This is a genomic window from Paenibacillus radicibacter, from assembly GCF_024721995.1.
Classification (GTDB): Bacteria; Bacillota; Bacilli; order Paenibacillales; family NBRC-103111; genus Paenibacillus_AM; species Paenibacillus_AM radicibacter.
Genome location: NZ_JANQBC010000003.1, coordinates 108,220 through 130,556, shown reverse-complemented (window position 1 = coordinate 130,556; position 22,337 = coordinate 108,220). Strand labels below are relative to the sequence as shown.

Genomic DNA, 22,337 nt, shown 5'->3' with positions numbered 1-22,337 from the left:
TCGGGCTGAATCAAGCCAGTTTCTCAATGATAATGATAGCATTCGTGTTCGTTGCAGCAAGTGTTAATCCGATCCCGGTGATAATCAGTTGAATGGTGCCTGACGTGGTAGCTTGGAACATTAATTGTCCAGTAAGTCCCACACCAGCAACTGCTAGGGAGAATGGATTTCCTGCGGGGTGCGGGGTCGCCATGCCTGTAAATTCAACAGTGACTGTACCCAGTAAGCTTAGAACTGCAGTATATAAGGTGAAATCAACCTTGTAATAACCAGGCTGCGAGATGCTAAATGTAGTTGGCCCGATCTGCCGAATAACGTTACCGAATTGGACACCGGGTGTATTAAATGGAACAGGATGTGCCATCAAGAGTAGAACACCGTTGTTCACATTGGAAGCACTGAGGAAGTTGGATAAGCCACTTGTGCCAGTAGCACCAGTAGGACCTGTTGGTCCAGTAGCACCTACTGCACCTCTAGCCCCGACGGGACCTCCTGCTGGCCCTGTTGGACCGGTTGGCCCTATTGGACCGCCAGATGGACCTGTCGCCCCGGTTGCGCCAGTAGGTCCGGTTGGACCTGTCGGACCAACCGGACCACGTGGACCGATTTTACCGCGTACACCAGCAACTTTTATATCAACGACATTTTTACATCCTTTCTTGATGCGTCCTTTATGACAACCCATATAAATCTCCTCCATTTATATTCCTACTCCATTCTATTGGACAAAATGGAAAAAGGGTTGGACGAATACTAGGGTGCTAGAACCTATTCTGAGAAAGTGCGTAAACATTTATCTGTAAAAATAGATTGTTCTGTACTAAAATGGTGATGTATTCCATTTTATCCAAGCGGAGGGGTATGAATGAAAGATAAAGTTGTGATTGTGACAGGCGGTTCTAGTGGAATGGGCAAGGCGATGGCGCAGCGCTTCGCGACAGATGGAGCTAAAGTTGTGATTACGGGAAGAACGCAAGAGAAATTGGAAGCTGCGAAGGTAGAGATAGAGACTTATCCGGGTCAAGTATTAGGTGTAGTGATGGATGTTAGAAACCCTGAAGATGTACAGCGCATGGTACAAGAGACGGTTAATGCTTATGGAACAATTGATTACTTAGTCAACAATGCAGCAGGTAATTTCCTAGTTGCAGCAGAGGATCTATCGATAAACGGATGGAATTCGGTCATTAATATTGTGCTCAATGGCACGTTCTATTGCAGTTCGGCAGTCGGCAAGTATTGGATTGCGGAAGGGATTCGCGGCAGTATCCTTAACATGGTTGCAACCTACGCATGGGATGCAGGACCAGGTGTGATTCATTCGGCGAGTGCAAAAGCTGGAGTTCTGGCGATGACACGCACGCTTGCTGTGGAGTGGGGACATAAGTATGGGATTCGCGTTAATGCGATTGCACCGGGAATGATTGAACGCACAGGTGGAGCGGAGAAATTAGTGGCATCTGCTGAAGCTGGCGAGCGTATGCTTAGAGGTGTGCCACTTGGTAGATTAGGTACTCCAGAAGAAATTGCGGGACTGGCAGCCTTTTTATTTTCCAAGGAAGCGGATTATATCAATGGTGCCTGCATGACAATGGATGGCGGAGGATCGCTTCACCAACATTTTGTATAGAGAAACTTGCGTAAAGCAAGAAAAGTAGGAGGGATCTGGTGTGAAACTGTCTGAATTGCACCCTGTCTTTTATCATGCGCGGATTAAACAGTTCCAACTGACGCGTAGTTTGCGAGATTTAATCTCAAGGAACAAATTTGCTCGTGATTTAGTCCATAAAGATTTACCATACTCGTGTAAAAAGCATCAATCCCTACTTCGTAGGAAGCTTGGACAATCCGACCCGATGTTGCAGGAGAACAAGATCATCAATTTACAATTGGCTGTGAAACAGTTGAATGGGGTATGTATTCGTCCAGGTGAGACTTTCTCATTCTGGAAGCTAGTCGGCAAGACGACAGCCAAACGTGGCTATATCAAGGGCTTGCTCCTCTCACAAGGGAAAGTGATAACGGGAGTAGGTGGGGGCATCTGCCAACTTGCCAATCTGCTCTATTGGATGGGACTGCATACACCCCTTCAAATTGTGGAGCGTCACCATCATCATTTTGACCCGTTTCCAGATGATCATCGCGTGCTTCCTTTTGGCAGTGGGGCTAGTGTATTCTATAACTATATCGATTTGCGGATGCACAATCCGACTGACCAAACCTTTCAATTTCGCGTATGGCTGACGGATGAACATCTAAGGGGAGTCGTGTTTAGCGATCAACAGCTGTGTTATTCGTATCACATTAAGGAGAAGAAGCATCGTTTCTCTCGCGTTGGGGAGAAGACCTATCGAGAGAACGAGATTTGGCGCGATGTGATTGATAAGAGAACGGGAAACACGATCAAAGAAGAGATGCTCATTGCGAACTTCTCAGAGGTGAAGTATGAGGTGGAAGTGGTGTGATGCCGATGAAGAGTAAATCGCCTAAGTTAAATTTGAGTGCTGATGAGCGTAGTCGGCTGCGGAAGAACAAATTGTTATTAAGTGATATCGGTTCTTTGAATCCTGATGTACTTAGTAGTATGTTGGAAGTTCCTTATAAGCGGGCGCGGGATCTCGTGGCATTGGCTACTTTTCAGCGGGTTCCATCAGTGGGGCCAATGTTTGCGCAGGATTTAGTTGATCTCGGTTACTATGAGCTGGCAGAGCTAAAAGATGAGGACGGAGCAGATCTGGTGAATCGATTCGAGCTCATGCGCGGTGGTTGGATGGACCCTTGCTTGGAGGATCAGTTCCGACTCATTGTCCACTATGCGAACCATCCGGATAGCAAGAAGCAGTGGTGGGATTTTACTGCGCAGCGTAAAGCCTATCGAGCGAAGTATGGCTATCCAGCGAATCGACCGACGAAGGAACTGCGAAGTCATTATGTATAGGAGCAGCGAGATTGCTTGATGGGAGGCTATGGACATAATGAGTGATTTAACAATGAGGTATGCACAGATTGAGGACCTCCCTGCGATTGTTGAGATTTACAACTCGACGATTGCCGGGCGGATGGTGACGGCAGATACGCAGCCTGTAACGGTGGAAAGTCGCCTGCCGTGGTTCCATGCGCATACGAATGATCTTCGTCCGCTTTGGGTGGGTGAGATCGAGGGTCAAATTTGTGGCTGGATTAGCTTTCAATCCTTCTACGGCAGACCTGCTTATCTCGGAACGGTAGAGATTAGTATCTATGTGTCAGAGCAGTTTCGTGGACAAGGTTTAGGTAGACGGTTCCTAGAGTTTACAATAAGTGCGTGTGCGACGCTTGATGTACATACGATTCTCGGATTTATTTTTGGACATAACGAGCCAAGCTTAAAGTTGTTTGAAAAATACGGCTTCGAGCGCTGGGGTCATTTCCCACGTGTCGCTGTACTTGATAGCGTGGAGCGGGATTTGGTCATTGTAGGCAAGCGGGTGGGGTAGGCGGAAGCCGCCCTTTTTTTATTTCCTATTTTTAAGAAGATTGGCTAGAGTAGATTAGGTGATCTTTACCGAAAATGAATGTCTCTTTCTCTACGGTAAATCCAATCTTCTCGGCAACACGCATGGAAGGTTGATTACGTGGATCAAAAATACTGACTCCTCCTCACACAATAAAGCAGCTCCCTAAATCGTACTGGAAGCTGCTTCTATCATGTCTATTGAATTATTATCTTACACCCAACCGCGAGCTTGCATCGCTTCCGTAATACGCTTAAGCGAGATCATGTAAGCTGCTGTACGAAGATCTGTGCTGTATTCGTTAGCAAGTTTGCTAACGGCTTGGTAAGAAGAAACCATCTTCACACCTAGCTTCTCGTTCACTTCTTCTTCGGACCAGTAGAAGTTCATGAGGTTCTGTACCCACTCGAAGTAGGATACGGATACGCCGCCTGCATTCGCCAAGATATCAGGGATAACAACAATGCCTTTGCCGAACAAAATTTTGTCAGCATCTGGAGTCGTTGGACCATTCGCGGCTTCGGCTACGATCTTCGCCTTGATGTTGTCTGCATTCGAAAGTGTAATTACGTTCTCAAGTGCAGCTGGAATCAAGATATCCACTTCAAGCTCAAGTAAATCGTGATTCGTGATGTGGTATTCTTTGCCGTAATCAAGGATGGAAGCTGTGTCTTTCAATTGACCGATTGCTTCAACATCAAGACCAGCAGGGTTATAGATACCGCCTTTGGAGTCACTAACTGCAACGACTTTGCAACCTAGTTCAGCAAGCAAGTTCGCTGCAATACGACCTGCGTTACCGAATCCTTGGACAGCAACCGTAGCACCAGCAGGTTCACGTCCAACTTCTTTTAATGCCTCAATAATTGTGTAGACACAACCGCGAGCTGTTGCTTCGTTACGACCTTTGGAACCACCAAGAATAAGCGGTTTGCCTGTAATGACACCTGGGGAATGTACGCCTTTAAGACGGCTATAAGTGTCCATCATCCAACCCATGATTTGAGGTGTTGTATACACGTCTGGTGCAGGAATATCCGTTTCCGGTCCTACGATATCTGCGATTGCTTCCATGAAGCCACGGCTTACACGCTCTAGCTCACCTTTGCTGAAATCGTGAGGATCACAGATAACGCCGCCTTTACCACCACCGTAAGGAAGACCAACCACACCGCACTTGAAGGACATCCACATGGATAGTGCTTTTACTTCATCAAGTGTTACGTCCGGGTGGAAGCGAATGCCGCCTTTAGTCGGGCCGATTGCATTGTTGTGTTGGGAACGGTAGCCTTCGAATACGCGAACGCTGCCATCGTCCATTTTCACAGGGAAGTTTACCGTAAGTACACGCTTGGGTCTTTTGAGAATGTCGATAGCGGATTGCGGTAAGTTAAGAAGTGCGCTTGCTGTGTCGATTTGTTTCTGTGCGATTTCAAAAGGGTTCAAGGATTCTGTGTTGTTAACAGTTGTTTGCATAGGGATTACCAACCTTTCTTCTCGTTCATTAGGATTGTATATTGAAATAAAATTATTCTTTAGTGCTTTAACGGATTCGATTGATTCACATTATATGTTAGCAATCCTCCATTAGGGAAATTAATTATTGTTTTCATAAACATAAGCAATATTTATCATAAAATTCAGAAAACGGTTACAAATGAAGCGGGGTAAGGGTTTGTTTGAAATAAGCACCTGGCAAAAATCGTGCCAAGTGCTTTGAGAAATGTATATTTATACCTTAAAACGACTAATTATTTCTTGTAATTCGTGTGCTAGCTGTTTCATCGATTGACTGTCTGAGGACATATTTTCTAGACTTGTGAGCTGTTCTTGAGCGGCAGCTAGAATGTTCTGGGTAGAAGCGAGTGTCTCTCCAGATAAGTTCGCAATATGGTCGATGGATGAAGAAATTTGTGATGTGCTTGCAGACATTTGCTCAGCTGCAGCCGATGCCTCTTCAATCTGCATGACAACTTGTTTGGTAGCATGAACGATTTCTTGGAAAGCTGCTTGCGTCTCTTGGATGAGTACGATACCGCTCTGAGTTTCTTGCTGTGTGCTGTTCATGGCTGCAACGATGGATTGAATGTCACTTTGAATCGCCAATACAATCTCATTCACATGCTTGGAAGTGGAATTGGATTGTTCAGCAAGTTTACGTACTTCAAGTGCGACAACAGCAAAGCCTTTACCATGTTCACCTGCGTGTGCGGCTTCGATGGAGGCATTAAGGGCTAATAAATTTGTCTGCGTTGAAATCCGTGTAATTGTGCTAACCATCTGTTCAATCTGACCAGAGCGTTCATGCAGATGCTCGACTAGCTGCGAAATACCACCTACGCGATTTTGGATGGTGTGCATTTGATTCATTGAACGCTGTAGTGAACTTTGACCGACTTCGACTTGTTCTGCTGATTGAGCGGATGTGTCAAAGGCTATTGTGGAAGAGGATGCAATACGTTTGATGCCTTCTGCCATCTCTTCAGCTGCAATCGCACTTTCAACCGATTGGTTAGCCTGATTCTCACCGCTTGTAGCAATTTCTTGAATGGCTGCTGCAATATGTTTGGAAGCAGCAGAAGTGTCCGTAACCGATAAATTCAAATGGTCGGATGCCGTTGAAACATGTGAACTGCTAGACTGAATATGGGTGACAAGTTTCTTGATCTGCCCATTCATCTCGGTAAAGCCTGCCATGACATGACCGATTTCATCTTTACGCCAAGGCTGTAGATCAATAGGAGCTGTAAGGTCGCCACTAGCAACGAGTTTGAAGCTGTCATTAATGCGCTGAAGTGGTTTGACTAGATGCCTGGAGAAGAAGAAAGCAATCACTCCGCCAAGTACACTGCATAGAAGTGAAGAGATAATGATGGTGTACAAGATAGTCTTTTGACCATGGTTGTAATCACTCTCGAATGAGCCCGCATTAATAATCCATCCCCAATTTGGATCTTTCTCGGAATACGTCACTTTCGGTTCTAATCGATCTGTACCAGGAAACGGCCAAGAGAAGTTCGTAAATCCACCTCCATTACGCGCTTTCTCAACAATTACCTGACCATAATAGATACCATCTTCGTTCTTGTCGTTCCATAAGTCTGCACCCTCTGAGGTTGGATGTGCGATTACATTCGCCTTCTGATCCAATATGTAGAAATAACCGTGCTCGCCCATATCAAGACCGGATTGATTCGGTCGTGTGCCATCCGCTTGTTTTTCACCGAGCAATAGAATCTTGATCTGATTCTCGGCATCTTCAAGTTTCATTACGCCTTGTTTGACGGACTGATCAAGCTGTGCGATCGTGTTAATCGCCATTTTGACATTGTTTCTTAAATTGGCATGGATCAACTTCTCCGTTTCCTGACGTGCTTCGTTATAGCTGAAAGAACCTGTTATTAGAGCAGGGATGATAAGAATCCCCAAGAAAATTCCTAGCATTTTGAACCCAATATTAAAATTTAACAATTTGTGCCACAGCTGTTGCATGTTTCATATCCCTTCTGACTGAATGTTTGTGAAGTCGTCACAATTAGTATTCCTCACTTGAAATTCATTTTCCTTTATAAAAATGCATGAGCGCAATTAGACGGAATTGTATGTATATTGAGAAAAAATATTTTAGTAAAAATATGAAAATTTTGTGTATTTATCAAAGGATTTTACAGGAATGAAACGAATCAATTACACATAGGTATTTTACTTTCATATGGAAAAGGGGGCTTAAGCCGAAAGGTTGTGTCATTCCAGACGTTTTGCTGCATATAGTAGAGATAAATGCTGATTCGTCCATAGGACAACTTGTCTACACCATGCGAAGTACTTTTCTAGTAACCTCATATGTACCTTTTTTCACAAAATTGGAGGGATAATCATCATGCTGCATATTGTTGTATGTATCAAGCAGGTACCTGACAGCAGGGAAATTCGCATTGATCCGAAGAACAACACGCTCATCCGCCAAGGGGTACCGAGTATTGTGAATTTTTATGATTTGCACGGGTTGGAAGAAGCGCTGCGAATCAAGGATGAACAGGGTGCGAAAGTAACGGTGGTAACGATGGGTCCGCCGCCTGCGGAAAAGAGCCTCAAGGAGTGCATTTCGCTAGGGGCAGATGAAGCGGTACTTGTGACGGATCGTGGATTTGCAGGGGCGGATACGCTAGCAACTTCCTATGTGGTGGCAAGTACAATCGCAAAGGTCGCAGAGACCTGGGGACCGGTAGATATGGTGTTCTGCGGCAAACAGACACTTGATGGTGATACAGGACAAGTTGGGCCTGGCATTGCTTGTCGTCTGGATTTGGAACAACTTACATATGTAAGTAAGGTCGTGAAGGTAGACGAAGTGAATCGCAAAGTAACGGTACAGCGCTTGCTCGAAGATGGAATCGAGGTCGTTGAGACCCAGATGCCGCTACTCATTACGGCGCTTAAGGAATTGAATAAAGTAAGACGTGCCTCCTTGCCAGGCATGATTCGTGCCGCGCGGTATAAGCCGACAGTGTGGACAACAGCCGACTTCCCGGGCCTCGAGAAAGCGAAGATTGGGCTCAAAGGGTCACCAACAATCGTATCGAAGACATGGGTACCAGAGATTAAATCTGTGAAGTCTGAACGTGTGGAAGGAGATTCACCTGAGGCGATAGCTGAGGCACTTGGCGGCAAGCTGTGGGATGCGGAGCTACCGAAGCGATTGGGCTGGACGTCGTAAGGGTGGGGTTGTTTAATGGAGCTGCGTGTTCAAAAAGTTTAACGGAAGAGAAAAAATACACTGTAGGAGCGATAGCGTTCGCCTTTGAAATCGTGAAAATACCATAAAATAAATTCAAAATTCACGATTGAGAGAGCGACCGGAAGTGCTTTTTTCTCTGGAGTAACCTAACTTTTTGAAAACGCACGAAAGTCATGAGAGAGTCAAGGGAGGGCGTAACTTATGGCAAGACAGGAACAGCTTGATGATATGCCGGATTGGTCGGCTTACCGCGGGGTTATGATTGTCGTGGAACAGCGCGCAGGAGAGGCGAAGAAAGTGTCGTGGCAGCTGCTTGGAGAAGGTAAGAAGCTCGCTGCGAAACTGGAAGTGCCGCTGATGGCGCTTGTGATGGGCGACAAAGTGGAGCATCTTGCCCAAGAGGCAATTTACTATGGAGCCGATCAAGTGTATTTGTGTGAGGCAGAAGAGCTGCGGGATTACCGCACACGACCGTACAGCCGTGTATGTCTGAAATTAATTCACGATGCAAAGCCGGAAATTGTACTGTTCGGCGCGACGGCAACGGGGCGCGATCTCGCGGGGGCAATTGCAACGCACTTGCCAACGGGACTGACAGCAGATACGACAGAGCTGGATGTAGAGCTGCCACCGTCAAGGCTGCTTCTTGCAAGCCGACCGGCATTTTCTGAGAAAATGATGGCGACCATTCTGTGCAAACAGTACCGCCCACAGATGGCGACAGCACGAGCAGGCGTGTTTCAAGCGTTACCTCGTGATGTGACACGAACAGCAGAGATTATTCGAATTGAGAACACCATGCACGAGGACGAAATTGCCGCGCAAGTCATTGATTTCATACAGGAGACCGGCAGCATTCACTTGGAAGAAGCGGAAGTGATCGTTGCTGGTGGCCGTGGACTTGGTGGGGCAGAGCCTTTTGCGATGCTGAAGGAGCTGGCTGATGCGCTGGGCGGGGTAGTTGGAGCATCCCGTGCAGCCGTTGATGCAGGCTGGATTAAGCATGAGCATCAGGTCGGTCAGACCGGATTCACTGTGCGACCGAAGTTGTACTTTGCAATTGGTATCTCAGGAGCCGTACAGCATACCGTCGGCATGAGCGGCTCAGATATCGTCGTCGCTATCAACAAGGACGACAAAGCACCGATCTTCCAATTCGCGCATTATGGCGTCGTCGGCGATTTATTCCGTATCGTGCCAGCCATCACCGCCGAAGTAAAGAAGCGCCGCGGCATATTCGGCATCGACGCCAAGCCCGAACAACCACCTAAGCCATCTATCCTCGATGATGTGGATCAATCCCACCAGGAAACCGCAGCAGGAACGGTTCAATAATGTTAACAAGGGAGCGGGGTCAAGAATGACACGGAGTTGAAAAGAACTACTTCACGAAGATGCGTTTAATAAGTTTAACGGAAGAGAAAAAAATGTACTGTAGGAACGAAGTGATCGCCTTTGAAATCGTGAAAATACAATAAAATAAATTCAAAATTCACGATTGAGACAGCGACCGAAAGTACTTTTTTTTTCTGCAGTGTTCGAACTTATTAAAGGCATACGCACGATGAAGCTCTTCTCGACGCAGCGACGCATTCTTGAGCCCACTCACCAATCCGTGAAGGAGCGAACCTCTGTGAATGAAAAATTCGATGCAATCGTCGTAGGTGGAGGACCTGCTGGAGCAGCGGCAGCTTTAACGATGGCTAGGGCAGGATTGTCAGTTGTGTTACTTGAGCGAGGCGAATTCCCTGGCGCGAAAAATATATTCGGTGGCGTCCTATACCGCAAGCAGATCGAAGAACTCGTACCTGAGTTCTGGACGGAAAAGAACTTCCCAATGGAGCGCTACATCGTCGAGCAGCGCATCTGGATGATGGGCAAGGAATCGATGGTGACATTCGGTCATCGTAATGAGGCGTACAAAGAACCGTTCAACTGTTTCACCGGACTTCGTGTGAAGTTCGACCAATGGTTTGCGGAGAAGGCTGTCAGCGCAGGAGCGCTGCCCGTCTACGAAACCGTCGCTGTCGATGTGATCCGTGAAGGGGATCGTGTCGTTGGTGTGAAGACCGATCGGGAGGATGGCGACCTGTACGCAGACGTCGTTGTCATCGCTGATGGGGTGAACTCCTTGCTTGGTAAAGCCATGGGCATCCACAAAGAGTGGAAGCCTGACGAAGTGTCACTTGCGGTGAAGGAAGTCATTCAACTGCCTCGGGAGAAGATCGAAGATCGCTTCGGGGTGGAAGGTGATGAAGGCGTTACGATTGAGTTCATGGGTGAGACTTCGCTCGGTATGGCGGGCATGGGTTTCCTTTATACGAATAAGGATACGATCTCGCTAGGCGTAGGGGTTATGGTGAATCATCTGCGCGATAAGAAAGTGAAGCCGTACGCCATCCTTGATTCGGTGAAGCAGCATCCTATGATTCGTAAGCTGATTCAAGGTGGAGAGACGAAGGAGTACTCCGGTCATCTCATTCCTGAGGGAGGATTCACCTCGATTCCGCCACTGTCCGGTAATGGTTGGGTCGTGTGTGGGGATGCTGCACAACTCGTGAACTTCGTCCATCGGGAAGGAACGAATCTGGCGATGACATCCGGTCGTCTTGCGGGTGAAGCGATTGTTGAGGCGAAAGCGCAAGGCAGTTTCTCAGCGGCGACGCTCAAGACGTACGACGAGAAGATCAGGAACTCTTTTGTCCATAAAGACCTCAAGAAGTATAAAGGCATGCACCAATTCCTCAGAGAGCAAGACCCTGAGTTGCTATTCGATAAGCTACCACGCGCTGTGAATGAAGCTGCCTATAACATGTTCTTAATTGATGGCATTAGTAAGGCTGAGAAGCAGAAGATGGCAGTGAAACTCATTAAGAATGCAGCCGGTGGTACTGTGAATTTGATGAAACTAGGGTATAAGGGATGGAGGGCGATGAACGGATGAGCAGCTGCGACGTTTCGGAAAAGTTATTTACGATTCGTTACAAATGTGATGACAAGTCCCACTTGGTGATCAAAGAGTCGGATACGTGTGTGAAGTGTACGACGAAGGATTGCAACTATTTTTGCCCATCTGATGTGTATGAATGGGAGAAGAAACTGAAGATCACAACGGTTGCATACGAGAACTGTATTGAATGCGGCACGTGCCGAATTGCATGTCCATCGGATAACATTCATTGGGTATATCCGAAGGGCGGTCACGGTATTACGTATAAATTCGGATAAGCAGATAGGAATTCATCCGTTATATCCTACAGGCAGCGGTACAATTATTGTGCCAAAGCCTGTTTTTTTCGTTTACATACGGGTGTGTATCCGATATATTAGGCGTTAAGTCATTATTTATCAGAAAATTTAATTATATTAAATAAAGGGAGAGTCAATCGGATGAGATTACAATGTGTGGATTGCGAAAGAGAACTACCAACTGGAAAGTTTGAGTACCAATGTACGTGTGGAGGGCTTTATGACATCATCCATGACAATGCAAACCTAGATGCTGATTATTTAAAAAGAGTGTTCCGCGACCGATTGTCAGAGCGTATGACTCCATACGCAAGCGGTGTGTGGCGTTATAAAGAACTCATTGCTCCTGAAATTCCGGAATCATGTATCGTAACCAAATATGAAGGCAATACAGGATTGTATAGCTCAGAATTGCTGCAGCAATACACGGGCATTCGCCGCATCTTACTTAAAGCACAGAGCGAGAATCCGAGCGGCTCCTTCAAAGACAACGGCATGACAGTTGCGGTATCCCATGGACGATCTCTCGGCTATGAGCGCTTCACTTGCACGTCCACTGGCAACACCTCCTCATCACTTGCGATGTACGCATCCCTGGCACAATGCACCTCTTACGTATTTGTTCCGAACAAGAATATTTCCCTCAATAAAGTACTACAAACCTTGTCCTATGGGGCAAACGTAATCAGCTTTGATGGCACTTATGATGATGGTATCCATTTCTATGAAAAGTATTCTGAAGAGCTAGGTTTATACATCTGTAACTCCATTAATCCATGGCGGATCGAGGGGCAGAAGAGTATTATCTTTGAAATTGCTCAGTATTTAAATTGGGAAATGCCCGATTGGGTTGTGATTCCAGGTGGGGCATTAAGTAATGTGACGGCGCTCGGTAAGGGGCTTGAGGATCTGAAGCGACTCGGCTTGATTAACAAAGTACCTCGTGTAGCACTTGTGCAGGCTGAGGGTGCAAGTCCGTTCCATCAGATGGTGGCGAAAGGAGAAGATACGCTTACTCCACAGCCGAATCCGTATACAAGAGCGTCTGCGCTCAATATTGGTAACCCGCCGAGCTGGCAGAAGGCACTTCGTACTTTGGAACAGACTACTGGCGTTACATGCTCAGTCACGGATGATGAGATTATGGATGCAAAAGCGAAGGTGGATCAAAGTGGTATTGGCTGTGAACCGGCGTCAGCTGCAACTGTGGCGGGGCTGCGTAAACTCATCACCCAAGGAACGATTCATAAAGATGAGACAGCAGTCTGTATTCTGACGGGGAATGTGCTTAAGGATACCGATGCGCTACGCGACTATCACCTAGGAGATGCGTTCACGTCTTCCTACCGTAATCCGATTGTAAATGCGGAGCTAACAATCGAACATATGCGTGATTTTTTAAAAGGAAATGCGTATACTAAGTAGTCGAGGATTTCATCCTATTGGACCAGCGTATATCCAACTAGAGACTGATCCGGTGATTCACACAATTATGTAGACTTAGTTTATTGATAAAAGGTGGCTGGCGCATCTCATGTGTACCGCATCTAGGGAGAGGATTGGGAATAAATGAGTAATGCCCCAAGTGTGGGAACATTTTTTAGGAATCGATTTGTGCAGGCAATTCTATTGTCGGGATTGTTCATGCATATCGGAATTTGGGTCAGAAATTTAGCAATATTGATGTACGTCATGGATCAGACGAACGGAGATAAATTAGCAATTTCGATGATCTCGGTTGCAGAGTTTGCACCGATCTTTATTTTCTCCTTTATTGGAGGAGCTTTCGCAGATCGTTGGCGTCCGAAGCGGACAATGATTTCGTGTGAGCTGCTAAGTGCGGCATCCATTCTAATCGTCTTATTGTCTATGGAATTTGGAACGTGGAAGGCCGTATTCTTCGCAACGTTAGTCTCGGCAATTCTTTCACAGTTCTCGCAGCCTTCGGGTATGAAGCTATTTAAGCTTCACGTTCCTGAAAATCAGATTCAAATGGGGATGTCCATTAATCAGACGATGGCGGCACTCTTCATGATTTTAGGACCGATTATTGGAACATTCATCTTTGTGCAGTTCGGTATTATGGTATCGATCGCTGTGACAGGTACAGCATTTATTCTATCTGCAATTGCTCTTCTTTGGCTGCCGGCAGATCGTGTGCTGGAAGAAGATAAAAAACCAACTAAGATTACGAGTGAACTCGCTGAAGGTGTACGTTATGTGATGGGTAAGAAGATCCTTAAATTGTTAGGTGGTTGCTTTATTGCGGCAGGCCTCGGAATCGGACTTATCCAACCACTTGGTATCTTCTTGATAACAGAGCAATTAGGATTGCCGAAGGAATACTTGCAATGGATGCTTACGGTGAACGGTGTAGCGATGATCATTGGCGGTGTAATCGTAATGGGCTTTGCGAAGAACATGAAGCCCCAACATCTACTTGCGATCGGAATGTCGGTGAGTGCAATTACAATGATCGGATTCGGTATGTCTACGCAGTTATGGTTAACGCTAGTGATCCAGTTCTTCAGTGGTCTCATTATGCCGTGTATCCAGATTGGAATCACGACGATGATCTTGAAAAACTCGGAAGAAGAGTTCCTCGGCCGAGTGAACGGCATTCTAAATCCAATGTTTATGGGTTCTATGGTTGTGACGATGAGTCTATCGGGATGGCTCTTAAGCTTATCTTCACTCGTATTCATGTATGGACTCGCTGGTGCCTTGTTCCTTGTCGGTGTCTTGGTAATGCTTCCGCTGCTTAAGCGTGGCTATCAAGAAGGCGTAACAGGCAATGAGAGCGTAGTGCAAGAGTCGGCTTAAGTAAATATAGCTTAAATACAGTTTCGAAAAGCCGTTAGACACACGTGAATCGTGTTGTTTATCGGCTTTTTCCTTTGATGCTAGGTCCTTTTTCATTGGACAACTGATTTTGTAAATCGTATTATGGTAACAATGAGTTTTACGTGGAGTAGTATCCAGTATGAAAGGTTGAGAATGATGGACAATAAACCGACTGCTAACAATTTTATCAAAACAATCGTAACTGAGGACCTTCGTGAAGGAAAAGTGAACACGATTATGACACGTTTCCCACCTGAGCCGAATGGTTATTTGCATATTGGACATGCCAAGTCAATTTGCTTGAACTTTGAACTGGCTGATGAGTATGGCGGTAAGACGAACCTTCGTTTCGACGATACGAACCCGCTTAAAGAAGACGTGGAATATGTAGAATCGATTAAAGAAGATGTGAAATGGCTTGGATTCGAATGGGATAATCTGTTCTTCGCATCCGATTATTTTGAAGAAATGTACAACCGTGCTGTGCTCTTGATCAAAAAAGGCAAAGCATACGTGTGTGACTTGAACGCAGAAGAAATGCGCGAAATGCGTGGAACATTAACTGCGCCGGGTCAAGACAGCCCTTATCGAAATCGTTCTGTAGTAGAGAACTTGGACTTATTCGATCGTATGCGTAAAGGGGAGTTCCCAGACGGATCGAAGACGCTTCGTGCGAAGATCGACATGAGCTCACCGAACATTAACTTCCGCGACCCTGCCATCTACCGTATCTCCCATGCTGAACATCACAATACTGGGGACAAATGGTGCATCTATCCGATGTATGCATTCGCGCACCCGCTTGAAGATGCGATCGAAGGCATTACTCACTCGATCTGTACATTAGAATTTGAAGATCAAAGACCGCTCTATGATTGGGTAGTCGCTGAGTGCGAGATGGAGCATGTGCCGCATCAGTACGAGTTCGCGCGCCTTAACATGACGAATACGGTAATGAGCAAGCGTAACCTTAAGCAACTTGTGGACCAAGGTGTTGTTGATGGTTGGGACGATCCGCGTATGCCGACTATCTCGGGCTTACGTCGTCGTGGATTTACACCGGAGTCGATTCGTGCATTCGCACGTGAGATCGGGGTTTCCCGCAGCAATAGTATTGTCGATTCCAGACAGCTTGACCACTTCATTCGTGAAGACTTGAAGCTCAAGGCACCACGTACGATGTCCGTACTGCGTCCACTTAAAGTTGTCATTACGAACTATCCAGAAGGTCAAGTCGAGATGTTAGAGGCAGAAGTGAATGCAGAGAATGAAGAGATGGGCGTTCGTCAAATTCCGTTCTCTCGTGAAATCTACATCGAGCAAGACGACTTCATGGAAGATCCACCGAGCAAGTACTTCCGCTTGTTCCCTGGCAACGAAGTGCGTCTGAAGCATGCTTACTTCATTAAGTGTGAAGAAGTGATTAAGGATGAATCGGGTAACGTGGTTGAACTGCGTTGTACGTATGATGTGGAGACGAAGAGTGGCAGCGGCTTTACAGGACGTAAAGTCAAAGGTACGCTTCACTGGGTGGAGGCGACTCAAGCTGTTGCATCCGAGTTCCGTCTGTACGAGCCACTGATCTTGGATGAGGCAGAATCTGAGGAAGGTACAACATTCCTAGACCGCATCAACGCTGCGTCACTTGAAGTGCTTCAAGGTTTCATCGAGCCGAACATGAAAGATGTACAGCCACAGGACAAGTTCCAGATGTTCCGTCACGGCTACTTCAACGTGGATTCCAAGCTTTCCACACCTGAGAAGCCCGTGTTTAACTTGATCGTTTCGCTTAAGAGTTCATTTAAATAACAAGAATCCCGACCTGTGAGAGGTCGGGATTTTATTTGTTTTACAATTGAGGTTTACTTTGAATCAGCAAGTTTTGCAGCTTGTTCTTGGAACAGCACAAGCAACTTGGCAAGGCTGGTCTTAATGGCTTTGGAATCCTTCGATTCCAAGGCTTTTTCTAGTTCGGTATGTGCTTGGTTATGGGCATCGTTTACAGCCATTTCCTTCTCATCTAGCGTAGCCATTCCGAATACAACTTCACCAGCTACCTTCTTCATATCTATTGTATTCAGCATGTTCTCTGATACAGCGGATGTTGTTGCTGTTGCTGTTGCTGTTCCTGTGTTGGTTGGAAGCAACTCTGTTGCGAAAACGGCATCTTTAAAAGTAACTGTTTCCCCCAGGGAATCACTTGATTTAACTGCGAGTCTAGTTACAGCATGAGCGGAGGAAGTTACTTGAAGCTGTTTCATTACTTTCTCCCAGTCTTGCAATGTTTCTGGAGCGTATTCTTTTGCAATTTCTATGGGATTTAATGCGGGTTTACTTGCCATTGTGACGGATAGATTTTTTCCAACTGCAGTGAAGCTTAATCCTTTGTCATTTGTTGTACTTGCATAGGCTGGAACAGCTACTGCGGTTAATAACATTGCGGATAGTACGGAACTTAAAATCGTTTTCTTTTTCATAAATAGGCACGCTCCTTGAATTGGGTTATTTGTTGTTGACAAGACTCATTCTACGGACAAAGTGTGGCACAAGAAGTCTATAATTGTGGAAAAAGAATGGCAATTTATCTGAACTTAAGGTGCATTTGGTATACTAGCTTCATTGTTAGAGGGGGCAGGCTAAATGAACAATTATCGCATCGCGATTGTGGATGATGATCCATATATTAGAGAGCTCGTTGAAACGTACTTGCGCCAAGAAAACCTAGAGACGATCGGTTTGGGAACTGCTGAAGAAGCGTGGGAGCTATGGGAGCAGAATCCACCAGATATGTGGGTACTTGATATTATGTTGCCTGGGATGGACGGCTATGAATTGTGCAGGAGGATTCGGGGTAGCGCCGAGGTTCCGATTATTATGATCTCTGCTCGAGATGATGAAGTAGATAAAATTCTGGGAATTGAACTGGGAAGTGATGATTACTTAGTTAAGCCATTTAGTCCAAGGGAACTTGTAGCTCGTGTGAAGCGACAGCTTAAGCGGATGCAGAAGCTTCAGGGGATTGAGGAAGAAAGTACAGCAATACATACATATATACAGCTCGGACAATTGCGCTTGATGTTGAATAATCGTTGTACGATCTGGCGGGATGTGGAAATTGATCTGACCTCCAAGGAGTTTGATCTGTTAAAGCTGCTTGTTGTAAATCCCAATCGAGCTTTCGCAAGAGAAGAGCTATTGCAGCTCGTATGGGGTGAAGATTACTACGGCAGTGATCGGGCGGTTGATCATCTGGTCAAGCGATTACGCAAAAAAGCCGAGCATATTCCGATTGAAGCCGTCTGGGGACATGGTTACCGCTTAAATGGAGGGGATTGCTGATATGAAGCTGATCCATCAGATTAATCTTGCTTTTGGTGTGCTGCTGGTGCTCGTATTCTCGGTTACGGCTGTTATTATACATACGGTGCTACTTGATCATTTTATGGGAAAACAGCAAGATGAACTTCAGGAACTTAGCAATAATCTATCGATTACAATGAGTCAGCGAGCTGTGAGAATGCCGGAAGAAATCAGCACGCTTACGGTGACCAATAACGTTGAGGCGATTCTGCTCGATGCCAATAACCAGGTGATCTCCACGACTATAAAAACAATAGATGGAGTGACAGGAGTTACAGATGTTGTTCAAGGAATCAGCACAGCTATGCCAATAAATGAGGACATGAAGAGAATTATAGCGGGACAAGATATTCGTTATCTAACAAGTTCGGCAGTGACGGACTACGGGCACCTCACTTTGGTATCATCGGTCAGTAAAATCAAGGAGATCGAGCAGAAGCTGTTTGGTCAATTGTTGATCGTGCTTTGCGTCGGTTTTGCATTGGTATATCTACTTAGTTTGTTGATTACAAAAAGGCTCATTCATCCCTTAATGTTGCTAAGAGAGGAATTGAAGAAAGTGAAGTGTCGTCAATTCTCGGGTGTTCAGCGCATTCAGGCAGGTGGCGAGATCGGCGTAGTGGCGGAGACTGTCTATGATCTAGCGAAAGAATTGGAGCGTTATCATCAAGTGCAGAAGCAATTTTTCCAAAATGCATCGCATGAATTGAAGTCACCTATGATGTCAATTACCGGTTATGCAGAAGCGATCAAAGACGGATACATAGCTGGTGAGGGTGTTTCACGAGGATTGGATATTATTATGAGCGAGGGAAAGCGCGTCAAGAAGCTTGTTACGGAGATGACGTTGCTGGCCAAGCTGGATAGCGAAGAGAATATTTTTCAGTTCGAAGAAGTTGCCTTAACGGATATGATCTTAGAGACACAAGAGCGAGTGAATCCTACGATAATGAAGAAGCAATTGGAGCTGAATGTCCATTACCATATAGAATCGCCAGACTCGATAACCATCCGTGCTGATCGTGATAAGTTGCTGCAAGCACTGCTTAATGTTGTAAACAATGCGGCTCGCTATGCGAAGGAGCAGATTGATATCCATGTGTACCAGCAAGGGGTTCGGGTTCAAATCTCCGTACAAGATGATGGAATGGGGATTTCCGAGCAGTTGCTTCCAACCCTTTTTCATCGTTTTGTCAAAGGAAAAGACGGCGAATCCGGTCTCGGACTCGCCATAGCAAGGGCAATTGTTGAAAGATGTGGAGGTGGGATTACGGCGCATAATCAACCTGAAGGTGGAGCAAGACTGGAATTTGATTTTCCTTTGTATCGGTGTAAGTCTTTGTAATAAAAATAAACTAGACAAGCGTATAGCTCTTGCGATTGGAGGCTTCTAACATTGAGAAGTAAACAAGAGATGATGACGTTGTTCATCGATTATGCCAAGCACGATTCGCGAATTCGCCTAGTCACACTAGAAGGATCACGAACGAATCCGAATATCACACCAGATATTTATCAGGACTATGATGTCTCTTACTTTGTAACGGATATGGCATCGTTTAAGGAGAATGATACGTGGCTGGATCAGTTCGGAGAGCGGCTGATGATGCAGAAGCCGGAGGATATGGAGCTGTTTCCAGCGGAGCTTGGCAATTGGTTCTCGTATCTGATCTTGTTTGAAGATGGGAATAAGCTAGATTTAACACTGATTCCTGTGGATGAGTCGGACGATTATTTTGCCAATAGTGATGGATTGGTAGAGGTCTTACTGGATAAGGACTGTCTTGTGAAAAATGAAGTGATCGCGGATGACCGTCAATACTGGATCAAGAAGCCGACTGCGAGGGAGTTCGATGACTGTTGTAATGAGTTCTGGATGGGTTCGACCTATGTCGTGAAGGGTCTTGCTAGGAAAGAAATGCTGTTCGCGATCGATCACTTACACGAGGTTGCTCGTCCGAACTTGCTGCGCATGATGGCATGGTACATGGGGGCTGAGCGAGGTTATGATTTTAGCGTAGGGAAGAACTATAAATTTATAGATCGCTACCTGCCTAAAGAAGATTGGGAAGCCTTGCAATCGACTTATCAGCAGCATAGCGATCTTGTGATGTGGGAATCGTTACGGACTTGTTATACGTTATTCCGCAAATACTCTGGAGCTGTGGCAGAAAAACTAGGCTATTCATATCCCGATTACGATCGGGTGATAACCTTGTATACGGATAAGATTCACGGATCTATTTAATGTCCCACTCGACTTTGAAGTTATCCTTAAGCTTTTACCCTAAGACGATGAGCACGTAGTCTCCATCTTTGTTGATTTCGTAGTTTTTTACCATTTAGAAGAAAAGTAAAAGAAGAGTCCTTCAAATGGATTGATAAATAGGTTTGAACATTTTACAATATATTCAGAATGTTGAAACTGTATTTCATTAAATGAAACTATGAGGGGTGCATGAGATGAAAGCCGTTATCGTGGAACAATTCGGTTCAGCGGACAACATGAAAGTGGTGGATCAAGAGATTCCTACACCTAATCCAGATCAAGTGCTGATTCGTGTGAAGACGACGAGTGTTAATTTTGCAGATATTAAAGCGAGACATGGGAATAAAGGGGGAGGGAAGCTGCCTTTCCTACCTGGATTAGAAGCGGCAGGTGTCATTGAGCAAGTCGGCCGTAACGTGGTGAATTTGGCGGTAGGTGATCGTGTGATTGCTTTTCCTCATGATGGATCGTATGCCGAATATATCGTAGCAGATGCCAACTTAACGTATGTGCTTCCAGATCAGATCGATTGGGATACCGCGGGTGCGTGTGGAATTGTTTCGTTCTTAAGCTATAAGTTGTTAGCAGGTCTATCTCATTTGCAAAAAGGGGATTCTGTCCTCATCCATGCTGCCGCTGGTGGTGTAGGTACGACTGCAATTCAAATTGCCAGAGCACTTGGCGCTGGACTTATTATCGGAACAGTGGGTCACCCAAATAAAATCCAGACTGCATTAGACGCAGGGGCGGATAAAGTAATTGTGTATGAACAAGATGATTTTGCTGCTAAAGTGAACGAATTAACCGCGGGCAGAGGTGTAGATATTATCCTCGACTCAGTCGGAGGAGTGATTACGGAGAGTAGTATGAATTGCCTTGCGAAGTACGGTAGGCTCGTTGTATTCGGCAACTCCAGCGGGAAGTATGGCAACGTGAATACGAAGGACTTGCATGCAAGCTGCCGCTCGGTACTTGGGTTTAGTTTAGGTACGACGCGCAAAGAGCGACCCGACATTTTACAAGAAATAGCAGTTCAAGTGTTCGAATTACTATCAAAGGGCAAGCTGAACATCCAGATCGGTGCAAAGTTCCCATTCCAAGACGCAGCACAAGCGCATCAATTCGTGGAAAGCAGACAAAGTACAGGGAAAGTTGTACTAACGTTCGATCTGTAAGATTCCGTTAATATTGTAGAGATATTCTTACATAAACCGATTTGGATGGACAAGTAAAGGGCTAAGTAGATGAATTCTACTTAGCCCCTTTTGCACGGTTACACGCCAATAATCGTTAATTCTTTCGGGAAGGAAGTTAATACTTCGACACCGTCTGCCGTTACGATCACATCATCTTCGATACGTACGCCGCCATGACCAGGAACATATACGCCAGGCTCGATTGTGAATAACATACCTTCACGCGTCTTGTCTTGGTTCTCACCATGTACGGAAGGGTATTCGTGAATTTCAAGGCCAAGCCCATGACCAAGACGCGTGATGAAGTAGTCACCATAACCGCGGTCAACGATCGATTTGCGTGCTGCATAGTCGATGCTTGCGAACGTCACGTCAGGACGTACGGCTTCGATACCACGAAGGTTCGCTTGAAGCACGACATCGTACATTTCTTTGTTCTTCGCATTGAGCTCACCAACAGCGAATGTACGTGTAATATCTGAAGCGTAACCATCAGCGAATACGCCTAGATCAAGAAGCAGCAATTCGCCTTCTTTAATAACGCTGTTACTCGGTTCACCATGTGGTTGTCCGGATTTCTCACCTGCAAGTACCAAAGTACCGAAGGAAGGACCTTGAGAGCCTAATCTACGCATCTGGTATTCAAGTTCAGCGACGATATCCATTTCGGTAACGCCTACACGTACCTTCTCTACACCTGCACGAAGTACATCTTCAACGATGCGAATTGCTTTTTTCATAATTACAATTTCTTCTGGAGTCTTGATCACGCGCATTTCACGCAAAGGCTGTTCGATATCTGCCCATACTTTAGCTTCTACATGGGAGCTAAGTGCTTCAAATCCTGCTACGGTTAGGTGGGATTTCTCTACGCCGAAGCTAGTGATGCTGCTTGGTAAGTAGCTCTTCAGTACAGCATAAGGGTTTTGTGTATCCGTATGTGCATGAATCGTGCTTACCGAAGATGTTTGTTGTGCTTTCTCTAGATCAAGAGACGGAACAAGCAAGAATGGATCTTGACCTTTCACGAGGACTAAACCTAAGAAACGCTCATGTGGATCGGTATAGAAGCCCGTTAAATAATACACATGCTTGGGCATGGTTACGAGCAAGACGTCTAAGGATTGACGTTCCATGAAGCTGTACAAATTTTGAATACGACTGTTCATTCTTGACCACTCCTTTTT

General features: G+C 45.7%; 20 protein-coding genes and 1 pseudogene. 15 read left to right on the top strand and 6 right to left on the bottom strand.

All coding sequences use genetic code 11. The features are described from left to right. Positions 1 to 10 precede the first annotated feature (10 nt). Complete coding sequence (locus NV379_RS26045; RefSeq protein ID WP_308860264.1) at positions 11 to 685, bottom strand: BclA C-terminal domain-containing protein; 675 nt, start codon at positions 683 to 685, stop codon at positions 11 to 13. A 180-nt stretch (positions 686 to 865) separates the two neighbouring features. Between NV379_RS26045 and fadH the strand changes: the two genes are divergently transcribed. The 4 genes from fadH to NV379_RS08340 are packed head-to-tail and all read left to right on the top strand — an operon-like array spanning position 866 to position 3,476. Beyond that, positions 866 to 1,630, top strand: coding sequence for a 2,4-dienoyl-CoA reductase (fadH, locus tag NV379_RS08355; RefSeq protein ID WP_258206847.1), 765 nt, complete (start codon positions 866 to 868; stop codon positions 1,628 to 1,630). Between the two features lie 40 nt (positions 1,631 to 1,670). Further along, entirely contained in the window at positions 1,671 to 2,465 is a 795-nt protein-coding gene (locus tag NV379_RS08350) for a VanW family protein (protein ID WP_258206846.1), read from the top strand. Beyond that, on the top strand, positions 2,465 to 2,938 hold the full coding sequence (locus tag NV379_RS08345) for a helix-hairpin-helix domain-containing protein (protein WP_258206845.1): 474 nt from the start codon (positions 2,465 to 2,467) through the stop codon (positions 2,936 to 2,938). The genes NV379_RS08350 and NV379_RS08345 overlap by 1 nt, the downstream gene beginning before the upstream one ends. A 28-nt stretch (positions 2,939 to 2,966) precedes the next feature. Continuing rightward, positions 2,967 to 3,476, top strand: a complete 510-nt coding sequence (locus tag NV379_RS08340; RefSeq protein ID WP_373426095.1) for a GNAT family N-acetyltransferase — start codon at positions 2,967 to 2,969, stop codon at positions 3,474 to 3,476. A gap of 31 nt (positions 3,477 to 3,507) precedes the next feature. Here the strand turns inward: NV379_RS08340 and NV379_RS08335 are convergent. The 3 genes and pseudogenes from NV379_RS08335 to NV379_RS08325 form a co-directional block, all read right to left on the bottom strand. Further along, positions 3,508 to 3,633, bottom strand: a pseudogene (locus tag NV379_RS08335) (GNAT family N-acetyltransferase); the annotation flags it as partial. A gap of 74 nt (positions 3,634 to 3,707) precedes the next feature. Next, on the bottom strand, positions 3,708 to 4,970 hold the full coding sequence (locus NV379_RS08330; RefSeq protein ID WP_258206843.1) for a Glu/Leu/Phe/Val family dehydrogenase: 1,263 nt from the start codon (positions 4,968 to 4,970) through the stop codon (positions 3,708 to 3,710). 255 nt (positions 4,971 to 5,225) lie between these two features. Continuing rightward, the gene (locus NV379_RS08325; protein WP_258206842.1) at positions 5,226 to 6,986 is read right to left on the bottom strand and encodes a methyl-accepting chemotaxis protein; all 1,761 of its coding nucleotides are present in this window, start codon (positions 6,984 to 6,986) and stop codon (positions 5,226 to 5,228) included. Between the two features lie 388 nt (positions 6,987 to 7,374). Between NV379_RS08325 and NV379_RS08320 the strand changes: the two genes are divergently transcribed. The 7 genes from NV379_RS08320 (at position 7,375) to NV379_RS08290 (ending at position 16,134) form a co-directional block, all read left to right on the top strand. Beyond that, positions 7,375 to 8,211 (top strand): electron transfer flavoprotein subunit beta/FixA family protein, encoded by an 837-nt coding sequence (locus tag NV379_RS08320; protein WP_258206841.1) that lies wholly within the window; start codon positions 7,375 to 7,377, stop codon positions 8,209 to 8,211. 222 nt (positions 8,212 to 8,433) lie between these two features. Further along, positions 8,434 to 9,567, top strand: a complete 1,134-nt coding sequence (locus NV379_RS08315; protein ID WP_258206840.1) for an electron transfer flavoprotein subunit alpha/FixB family protein — start codon at positions 8,434 to 8,436, stop codon at positions 9,565 to 9,567. A gap of 298 nt (positions 9,568 to 9,865) precedes the next feature. Then, positions 9,866 to 11,176, top strand: coding sequence for an FAD-dependent oxidoreductase (locus NV379_RS08310; protein ID WP_373426101.1), 1,311 nt, complete (start codon positions 9,866 to 9,868; stop codon positions 11,174 to 11,176). Next, complete coding sequence (locus NV379_RS08305; protein WP_258206838.1) at positions 11,173 to 11,460, top strand: ferredoxin family protein; 288 nt, start codon at positions 11,173 to 11,175, stop codon at positions 11,458 to 11,460. The genes NV379_RS08310 and NV379_RS08305 overlap by 4 nt, the downstream gene beginning before the upstream one ends. A 162-nt stretch (positions 11,461 to 11,622) precedes the next feature. After that, complete coding sequence (thrC, locus tag NV379_RS08300) at positions 11,623 to 12,906, top strand: threonine synthase (protein WP_258206837.1); 1,284 nt, start codon at positions 11,623 to 11,625, stop codon at positions 12,904 to 12,906. A 144-nt stretch (positions 12,907 to 13,050) separates the two neighbouring features. Further along, positions 13,051 to 14,304 (top strand): MFS transporter, encoded by a 1,254-nt coding sequence (locus NV379_RS08295; protein WP_258206836.1) that lies wholly within the window; start codon positions 13,051 to 13,053, stop codon positions 14,302 to 14,304. A 177-nt stretch (positions 14,305 to 14,481) separates the two neighbouring features. Continuing rightward, positions 14,482 to 16,134 carry a glutamine--tRNA ligase/YqeY domain fusion protein gene (locus NV379_RS08290; RefSeq protein WP_258207177.1) on the top strand — a complete coding sequence of 551 codons (1,653 nt, stop codon included), beginning with the start codon at positions 14,482 to 14,484 and terminating at the stop codon, positions 16,132 to 16,134. A gap of 53 nt (positions 16,135 to 16,187) precedes the next feature. Here NV379_RS08290 and NV379_RS08285 read toward each other — a convergent pair whose 3' ends face one another. Next, on the bottom strand, positions 16,188 to 16,802 hold the full coding sequence (locus NV379_RS08285; RefSeq protein WP_258206835.1) for a hypothetical protein: 615 nt from the start codon (positions 16,800 to 16,802) through the stop codon (positions 16,188 to 16,190). A gap of 163 nt (positions 16,803 to 16,965) precedes the next feature. Here NV379_RS08285 and NV379_RS08280 point away from each other — a divergent pair, with 163 nt between their 5' ends. The 4 genes from NV379_RS08280 (at position 16,966) to NV379_RS08265 (ending at position 21,129) form a co-directional block, all read left to right on the top strand. Next, entirely contained in the window at positions 16,966 to 17,664 is a 699-nt protein-coding gene (locus NV379_RS08280) for a response regulator transcription factor (RefSeq protein ID WP_258206834.1), read from the top strand. Between the two features lies 1 nt (position 17,665). Next, on the top strand, positions 17,666 to 19,030 hold the full coding sequence (locus NV379_RS08275) for a sensor histidine kinase (RefSeq protein WP_258206833.1): 1,365 nt from the start codon (positions 17,666 to 17,668) through the stop codon (positions 19,028 to 19,030). 51 nt (positions 19,031 to 19,081) lie between these two features. Then, positions 19,082 to 19,933 (top strand): aminoglycoside 6-adenylyltransferase, encoded by an 852-nt coding sequence (ant(6), locus tag NV379_RS08270; protein ID WP_258206832.1) that lies wholly within the window; start codon positions 19,082 to 19,084, stop codon positions 19,931 to 19,933. A 215-nt stretch (positions 19,934 to 20,148) separates the two neighbouring features. Beyond that, positions 20,149 to 21,129, top strand: coding sequence for a quinone oxidoreductase family protein (locus NV379_RS08265; protein WP_258206831.1), 981 nt, complete (start codon positions 20,149 to 20,151; stop codon positions 21,127 to 21,129). Positions 21,130 to 21,227: 98 nt separating this feature from the next. Here NV379_RS08265 and NV379_RS08260 read toward each other — a convergent pair whose 3' ends face one another. Beyond that, entirely contained in the window at positions 21,228 to 22,319 is a 1,092-nt protein-coding gene (locus NV379_RS08260) for a M24 family metallopeptidase (protein ID WP_258206830.1), read from the bottom strand. Positions 22,320 to 22,337 lie beyond the last annotated feature (18 nt).